The 8,188-nt window shown below is 47.2% G+C and carries 6 protein-coding genes and 1 tRNA gene; all 7 read right to left on the reverse strand.

Annotation, left to right across the window (positions count from 1 at the left end; translation table 11 throughout):
• Positions 1 to 15: 15 nt before the first annotated feature.
• Complete coding sequence (gene thiC / locus HA494_02655; GenBank protein NHV96676.1) at positions 16 to 1,293, reverse strand: phosphomethylpyrimidine synthase ThiC; 1,278 nt, start codon at positions 1,291 to 1,293, stop codon at positions 16 to 18.
• 479 nt (positions 1,294 to 1,772) lie between these two features.
• Entirely contained in the window at positions 1,773 to 1,997 is a 225-nt protein-coding gene (locus tag HA494_02660; protein ID NHV96677.1) for a hypothetical protein, read from the reverse strand.
• Positions 1,990 to 2,586: a hypothetical protein gene (locus HA494_02665; protein ID NHV96678.1), complete on the reverse strand. Its 597-nt coding sequence runs from the start codon at positions 2,584 to 2,586 to the stop codon at positions 1,990 to 1,992. Before HA494_02665 ends, HA494_02660 begins: the two co-directional genes overlap by 8 nt.
• A 551-nt stretch (positions 2,587 to 3,137) precedes the next feature.
• The gene (locus HA494_02670) at positions 3,138 to 3,374 is read right to left on the reverse strand and encodes a hypothetical protein (GenBank protein NHV96679.1); all 237 of its coding nucleotides are present in this window, start codon (positions 3,372 to 3,374) and stop codon (positions 3,138 to 3,140) included.
• Between the two features lie 1,117 nt (positions 3,375 to 4,491).
• Positions 4,492 to 4,566: transfer RNA gene (locus HA494_02675), tRNA-Val, on the reverse strand.
• A gap of 256 nt (positions 4,567 to 4,822) precedes the next feature.
• Positions 4,823 to 6,427 (reverse strand): phenylalanine--tRNA ligase subunit beta, encoded by a 1,605-nt coding sequence (locus HA494_02680; protein NHV96680.1) that lies wholly within the window; start codon positions 6,425 to 6,427, stop codon positions 4,823 to 4,825.
• Between the two features lie 29 nt (positions 6,428 to 6,456).
• The gene (locus HA494_02685; protein ID NHV96681.1) at positions 6,457 to 7,953 is read right to left on the reverse strand and encodes a phenylalanine--tRNA ligase subunit alpha; all 1,497 of its coding nucleotides are present in this window, start codon (positions 7,951 to 7,953) and stop codon (positions 6,457 to 6,459) included.
• Between the last annotated feature and the right edge of the window lie 235 nt (positions 7,954 to 8,188).

Consider the following 8,188-nt stretch of genomic DNA (forward strand, 5'->3'; position numbering starts at 1 on the left):
GGTCGTGAAAATAGGTTAAGCAGGTGTCTTAGCTTGGAGCTTCTCTAATACCCGATACGTGCAGTACTCGCCGCACATGGTGCATGCGCCGCTTCTGCTTTTTACCCGATAGTGTATTTCTTTCGCCTTGTCTGGGTCTATGCCCAGGTTTAGTTGTGCGCCCCAATTTAGAGCTGAGCGGGCCTTCGATAACTCCATATCGTGCTTGATAGCCTTCTCACCAAGTTTCACTATATCGGCTGCGTGCGCCGCTATCTTAGATGCTATAACGCCTAGGCGGACATCTTCTATAGCGGGGAGACCTAGGTGCTCTGCTGGTGTAACGTAGCAGAGGTAGTCCGCGCCAGCCATAGCTGCTAAAGCGCCACCTATAGCAGCAGCTATGTGGTCGTAGCCTGCTGCTATGTCTGTTACAAGGGGGCCAAGGAGGTAGAAGGGTGCGCCCCTACACAGCTCCTTCTCAAGCTTCACGTGAGCCTCTACCTCATCTAATGGCATGTGGCCAGGCCCCTCGACTATAACTTGAACACCCTTCTCCCAAGCCCTCTCCACAAGGCGGCTTATGGTCACCAACTCTTGTAGCTGAGCGTAGTCGCTAGCGTCTGCGAGGCTCCCCGGCCTTAAAGCATCCCCTAAGCTCAACGCTACATCATACTTGCTCGCTAACTCAAGAAGGTAGTCGTAGTTGGTGTAGAGGGGGTTCTCCTTCTCGTTCTGAAGCATCCAAGCTGCTAGAAACGCTCCACCCCTACTCACTATACCATTTAGCCTAGGATGCTTCGTCAAATAATTCACAACATCTAATGTTAGACCGCAGTGCAAGGTCATAAACGCAACACCATCCTTCATATGCTTCTCGATAGTGTTGAATAGGTCGTCTACGCTCAGGTCAGCCGGGTTTCTGCTCCTCCTAACTGTCTCTATGTAAGCTTGGTAGACTGGGACTGTGCCGACTGGAGCTCGCACCTCTTTTAGTATCGTATTTCTTATATGGTCTAGGTCGCCCCCAGTACTCAAATCCATTACAGTATCAGCTCCATATTTGACCGCTACCTTAGCCTTCTCCACTTCAATGTTCAGATCACATATATCTGGAGACGTCCCCACGTTAGCGTTGACCTTCGTCCTAAGCCCCTCACCTATACCGAGAGGCTTAGAAGAACCATTACCGTTACGTATAACAACCGCTGTACCGCGGGCAACACGATCTCTAAGCTTCTCAGGAAGCACACCCTCCCCACGCGCCACCTCCCTAACCTCATCTGTAACAACACCTTGGCGAGCCGCTAAAATCTGTACCACCATCTTGCTAAACAATCCGCGCATACTTAAATAAGCTTTTTTATAAGCAAGCTATAAAAGTTGGAAAGATTACGAGTGAAGCTGTTAAAGAGCTAGCGTACTGACTCCCTAAAGTTCATCGGCGATAATAAGTAGGCTGAGAAGATCAGAAAGAAGGACTATGTTTACAGTAAGCTCGCAAGAAAGCCTACGGTTTTAACCGTGGGATGAATTGTCGATAAGCTCGAATATAGCGTAGGACAATGTCATGCCGAGCGAGTCGCTCGCATGTGGCTTGGATGTCCAAAGGTCCAAGCCGAGATAGGCTGGCAAGCGGGGATACGGCTATATGCCGTATCTAGGGGCTGGATTGACACAGCCCAGAACTCGGTAGGATGATGCCTTGAGGCTAACGAATCGAGAATCTCCCGACTTTAGTCGTGGAGAATGTCAACACTCATATTTTGAAGGATCAAGGAGACAGTTTAAACTCAGGGACGCAGAGTAAGCTCCGTATCTCCCCTGCATCCATCACAGCTCGCGATGAAGTCGCAGTCTCTTGTGAACCTTGAGAAGGGTGTGAAGTCTCTTAAAGCATAACCACCAATCATTATCAGCTCAAGGTCTGTGAAGCCTTTAGTCTTCTCTGAAAGAAAAAGTAGGCTACTTAGGATCTCTTCCTCCCTTCTCTTCACAATGTCTATGGCTTTAGGCAAACTCAACAATCCTCTCCACAGCTTCGTTTACCAAATCTCTAACATCAGCCTGCTTTACCTCAACGGCTTTGAACTTGAAAATTTCTTTTCCGAAATACTCGTTAAACAATTTGCACCCATATTTTATTAAGGTCCATACTCTCAAGTTTGTTTTAGACACCTTTTTCCATCTTCCCAACTCTCTCAACTTATCGAAATCAACCTCTTCTCTTCTAAAGTATAAGACTGCGAAGGCATCTATGAAAGACCATTCAGCTAAGCAATTAACTATACAAGATTCTAAAGTTTCAATGAATAAGCCACCGACCTTCTCATACTCATAGGGGATTTTCTTGTAATACTCAACTTCAAAGCCCCAGCCCCTGCTCGTAGCGAAAGCTTCTAATGCTCTTTTATAGGATCGGTTGTTAACAGCTAAGCGGAAGACGTCTCGATGAACGAAATCGTAGTTCCATATGCTCGCAGCAGTCTGCTTGATTATCACCTTAAAGCCCCTATCTCTCACTAAGAATTCCCAAGCATCCTTGTAGCGTGTTGGTATCCAGTACCAGCCCCAAGTTACGCGCCTTATTCCATTACTCTTACTCAACCTGTGCAAGTACTCCTTGCCCTAGGGTGAATCTTTCGTATACAGCTTAAGCTAAACAAGCTTCCAGACCAATCTTCCACCAATTTAGCCTTGAACTCTTCTAAGTACAAAGTCACATTTAATCTAGGTTCGGCACACTGCTAATTTAAAGCTTCTGCGCTACTCTACGGATGATGTTACGATAAGGAGACATATAACGACCAAAGAAAGCACCAAACACTAAAACCTTATCGTAACATCATCTAGTCTACGAGATTATGATCCTTTGACGTTAAGTAGGTGTTCACAACGCCTCCTCTTGTTTCTTCCATTCTCTCCATTCCCAAGCCAAGCTGAGGATTTTCCTCCCCTTTTATCAAATTTAGGGATTCGTTTGGTTTCTAAACTTCAGATGTAAAGTCTTTGACCTCTAGGCTTTTTCTCAAGCATGTTTGGAGTTTGGTGAAGACTTCTAAGTGCTTCCCTACTGCTGGTTGCCATTCTACAACTCAACATGGCTTAATCTTCTTCCAGCTTGCCATAATGATCGTTGGATAAACTGTTGCACTCACTCAAAGTAGGGCTGAGTTTTTGTCCTCGGCTATCAATTTTGAGACCAAGATTTTTCTGGCTACTCCGTTTGCTTCAAGGCTTCTGAATACACAAGAATAGTTTGGCTTGAGTTTAGCCCCATAGCTATCGACTACAAAGATCGTGTAATGTTTGCAGTTTGCGTCTTTAAACCCTTTTAGGATGGTTGCGAAGCCAGTCCAGAGATTACGGTTTCGAGGTAAATGAGGTTGCTGCATTTTGGGAAGTTTCTGTATAGTTCCTCAGGCTCTCTTTGCCCCGTTAAGTTCATAGGTCTTGTGTAAAGATTAAAGTGATCGTCTTTGTTTCTTTCATCACACTTTTTAAGGAATTAGAGAGCAAGGTTAGTCGCCCATAGCCATACGCTTGATTCAACAGCATCGATGGGCTCCTTGAAATCGTATTTCTGCCTATACCCTTCAGGAATGGTAACCTGAGCTGTGAAGGGCAGTATCAATACTTTGAGATCTCAGCTTAAAATATTGGTCACGTTTGCCTGTATTTCTCCTTGCTGCTTTACGATCTCTTGTATTATTCTGCTGGTGTCGTTCGTTATCTTACAAATGATATCTTATTTGAAGCCCATATCGTCTCCAACTTCGAGACCTCCCTAGAACCTCCACTTGTAATAGATCTGGTAAGCGCTCCTCAATGGAGGCAAGGGTGACCCTACCTAAGGAACTTCTTGCAGCAATGAAAGCGACAAATCGAGTTCTGCTAGACGCTGTCTCTCCATATACACTCTTATCCGAGTATGGGTAGAGATCGATCTACTTCGACAACCTCCTACCTAAAAAGTGTTCATAGGATCTTTAGGGGAAAGTCTACATAAAAAAGGTTGATAACAGAGAAGAGACTCGAAGATCTTACAGGCTGCAACAATAGTTTAAGCAGTAGCGTTTGTCTCACTTTCTAGGCGACGTTAAGAGCGCCTAGGAGAACCTTCGCTCGCTCTCTAGATGCTTAGTTTAAGTTCGCAAGCAGTGGAAAAATTTTTCGAAGGAAAACTTAAACTAAACGCATTGCTTCAACTTCCTCCCCTACAGCTCCACTATGTCAAGTTCTTTCAGTCGCTAGGGTTGATATGATGGTTCTTCGCTTAGCAGCAAACCCTGCTCTCACGTCAAACTAGATTACTTTAAGCCACTCGCCTTAAAGCGAATCAAACTATTTAGTACCGGATTTCCGAAGCGGAAAAAATTTTTCGGCAAAAACATGGTACTAAATCCGGTACCAATGCCCTCGCATCCTCATTGGCCAGAAGGGAACCATACCTAGACTTCATCAAAAACCAAATCTAGACCAACAAGTCAAAACAACACTCCCTGTAAAAGGTGGGCCAGGCAGGATTCGAACCTGCGACCTTCGCTGTGTAAGAGCGATGTCCTAACCAGACTAGACGACTGGCCCAACCTTATGGCTGCGCTTGAAGATGCATATAAGCCTAAGCTCTCTGGTCTTCAAGATTTAGAGAGAAAGGGGGTGTGCCCCGGCTCTGAACAGCCTAGCTCACAGAGAGGCTCTGCCTCGCTCACCAAGCCTCTTACTCCGGGGCGGCCTCTGCCTGTCGCGTGTTTGGGTAGACGAGGTTTTCATCTTCTCTCAAACACCCGCCGTCGCCACGCTTCTCTAGCAGAGGCCTCCGCCTCTTTTGTGGTTTGGTTCCCTATTTATGTTGTTTGGCTTGGTTTATGTTTAGTTCGAGCGCTGCTGCTGGCATTCGTAGGTTGAAGGCTTGAAGCACTTCTGGTCTTATCTCCCCTATCACGCCTTCTAATACACCTCCTTTGACCTCTGCGCATCTTCCTTGGATGAAGAGTGGGTTGGATGCTGGTTTGGTTTCGCATCTGAGCCCGAAGGTTTGTTGTGTTATGGCGTCGAGTAGCGACTTCGCTTCGGTGTAGTTTGCTTCTGAGTGCGAAGTGATTACTGCGAGGTGATACTCCTCAACTATCTCGCTCCCTCTTCTATGGAAGGTCTTAGCTAGTTCAAAGAGCTTCTGGGGGTAGGGTTCGTGGATGTTGGTCGCTAGGTTCAGGAGTAGGCTCGGTATGAGCATATCTCTTAAGTATTCGTGTTCGCTGCTCTTCGGCTCCTCCACTTTGATGGCTTCCTGTGCCTGTCTCCCTAGGTTTGTGTAGAGGGCTGCTTCGCTTGTGAGGCTTAGGTTCATAACCTCGGTCAAACCGAGCCCGATGCATACATCTCTTATCGCTGAGAGCCTCTTGAGCTCTGGGTGTGGTCTGCCTACGGTCTTAGTTGGGGGTAGTGTTGGTGTGATCTTATCTAATCCGTAGCCTATTGCGACCTCCTCCACCAGATCCACGGGGTGCATAATATCTACTCTGTATCTTGGGATCTTCGCCGTAAGCTTGCCTCCATCGTACTCTGCGTCTATTCTGCTTCTAGCCAAGCACTCTACAGCCTCCTTACCCTTTAACTTAAGTCCGAGCAGCCTATTCACCCTCTTTAACTCGACTTCCATCTCCATCTCGCTGAGGTTAGGTGTGAGCAGAGTAAGGTTTGGGTAGCGCACTTCAGCAGATTTGAGTGTGCCACCTGCGTCTGCTAGTGTTGTTACGAGTATCGCTAGGGCGTCTTCAGAAGCCTTCAGATCTGTTGCTGTTATATCTATGAATAGGTTTCTTGTCGCTGAAGTTACCCTAGTTAATTCGCCGTTAATTATAGGTGGGAAGGAGAGTACTTGCCCAAGTGAGTCTATTAGGATGGGGTAGCGTTTATGCTTCGCTACTATCCAACCGTACTTCTGGCCTACGGGTGTCTTATCGAGAATCTCACTCATAGAGAGAGGCTCAGCACCACCCAAGGGTACGAATCTGAAGTCTGGTGCTTCGGTTGTGTAGATGATCGGAGGCTTAAGCACATCGAAGTTGTGGATGCCTATGGATACCTTAGCCCTCCTCCTACCGATCGTGTGGTGTAGATCTTCTTGCATCGCTATGATCTGCCTTATTGTTTCGTCATCTAGGGTGATGCCTTCTATGAGCGCTGAGACTATGTAGGGTCTGACCTCCTCGACGCTCTTATCCACTTTAACTACTAGATCACCCTTCTGCACACTATATTTTGGGCAGCCCTTCTCTAATCCCAGAAGCCCCTTTAGGGCTCTTACTATGCCGTAGTCGGTTGAGAAGTCTGGTCTGTTCGGGTTATACTCAACCCTGATGTAGTCTTGCGCCTTCTCCTCTATATCTAAACCTAGGTATGGTAGCCTCTCTATGTATGGCTCGATGTCCTCTGCGTTAAGCATCTTCCTGAGCCTCTCGTAGTATATGGTTACTACGGGCAGATCGGACTCCCCCTCAGCCAGCTCAACCTATTCGTGTAGAGCTCTCTAACATCATCTATGTTGTACCTCATCATAACTAGCCTCTCTAAACCCCCGCCCCAAGCCAAAACCGGGTTCTTTACACCAAAGGGTAGGGTTACTTCTGGTCTGAAGATCCCCATGCCGCAGAGCTCGATCCACTTACCTGCTCGATCATAGTAGACTACCGACTGCATAGATGGTTCGGTATATGGGAAGTAGGTGGGCCAAAACTTCACCTTCTCTAAACCAAGCCTCTTGTAGAAGGTTGAGAGCAGACCCATCAGATCCCTTAGTGTGAGCCTAGACCCTACAGCTATTCCTTCGATCTGATGGAACTCGACGAGGTTCTTGAAGGTTACCTTCTCGTTGCGGAAGACTCGACCTACTGTGAAGACTCTTGCTTCCTTCGGTTTATGATCTGCAAGATACCTTATTGTTATTGATGTGGTGTGGGTTCTTAGGACTAGTCTCCTAGCTTCTTCTTCTCGCCACTCGTAGCCCCAGCCTCTTGAGCCTGTTTTCCAGCCGTCTCTATGGGTCGCTGAGACTCTTTTGACGGATTCTTCATCAGCGTAGTTCGTGGCTTCGCCCTTTATGTAGAATGTGTCCTGCATCTCTCTTGCAGGGTGGTCTTGTGGTGTGAAGAGTGCGTCGAAGTTCCAGAAGCAGGGTTGTATAAGTGGTCCCTCTATCTCTTCAAACCCCATAGAGATGAAGATCTCTCTTACTTCGTCTATGAAGAGTTGTACTGGGTGCTTCCTCCCGGCGTAGATGGGTGGGGCTGGTGCCTCTACATCTATGGCTCTGATTCGCTTCTGCCTCCATATGCCTGAGACTATGATCTCTGGTGTTAGGGTGTCTATCTCCTCTTCTTCAGATATCTTCTCTAACGCTGCTTTGCCTAGGTCTGTGAGGGTTATCTTGGTTGTCTTGACCACTCTTTTGGATAGGTAGTCTGGTCTGCTTAGGAGTTCTCTAACTCCACTGTAGAGTAGATCATCTTTGCTCACTTCGTCTTCATCTAGGATATTTACTTGAGCGAGTCTCTCAAGAACCTCCTCTTCGGGTAGTCCGCTGGGCTCATTAACCAACTCAACGACCTCATCTACAATCTTAACCCAGCCCCTCCTTCTAGCTCTGCCTAATGCTGCGCTGAACTCCTGCTCATCTCTAAACCTGCTCTTCAGCTGGTTTAGAGCCCTTACACCCTCTTTTAAGGAGCGTAGGAGTCTGCGCTCAGGCAGCCCCTCTTTAAGCGCCTCTAACCCTTTAGATCCGAGTGTAAATGTGGTCTTTTGAGATGTGTTGACTTTTATCAGCCCTTTTGCTTGGAGCCACTCTACAGCCCTCCTAACTTGGTCTATGGTTAGGTTTGAGGCTCGGCTTAACCCCTCTATGTCTGCTTCTCCGATCTTCTCCAGCGCCTTCAGCACCCTCTTCTCGAGCAGGTGGAGTGGTTGCATCACTTCTCTTCTCAGCATTCGGTGTTGAGCCACCAGTTTTTAAGTGTTGAGAAGGCGTCTGTGTTCTAGACAGCAGAACAAGCAGTTCTATCCGATACTGTTTACTACCTAGAGTACGCTAATGTTGGTGTGGTGGACGGTATGAGCAGACAAACCCTAAGCTTGGTGGGTGTGATCTTAGCTGGTGTGGTTGTTGTGGCTGCTCTAGCAGCATACGCAACAACCCAAGTCTACACAA

Source organism: Nitrososphaerota archaeon (assembly GCA_011605775.1).
In the GTDB taxonomy this organism is placed as follows: Archaea; Thermoproteota; Nitrososphaeria; order Nitrososphaerales; family JAAOZN01; genus JAAOZN01.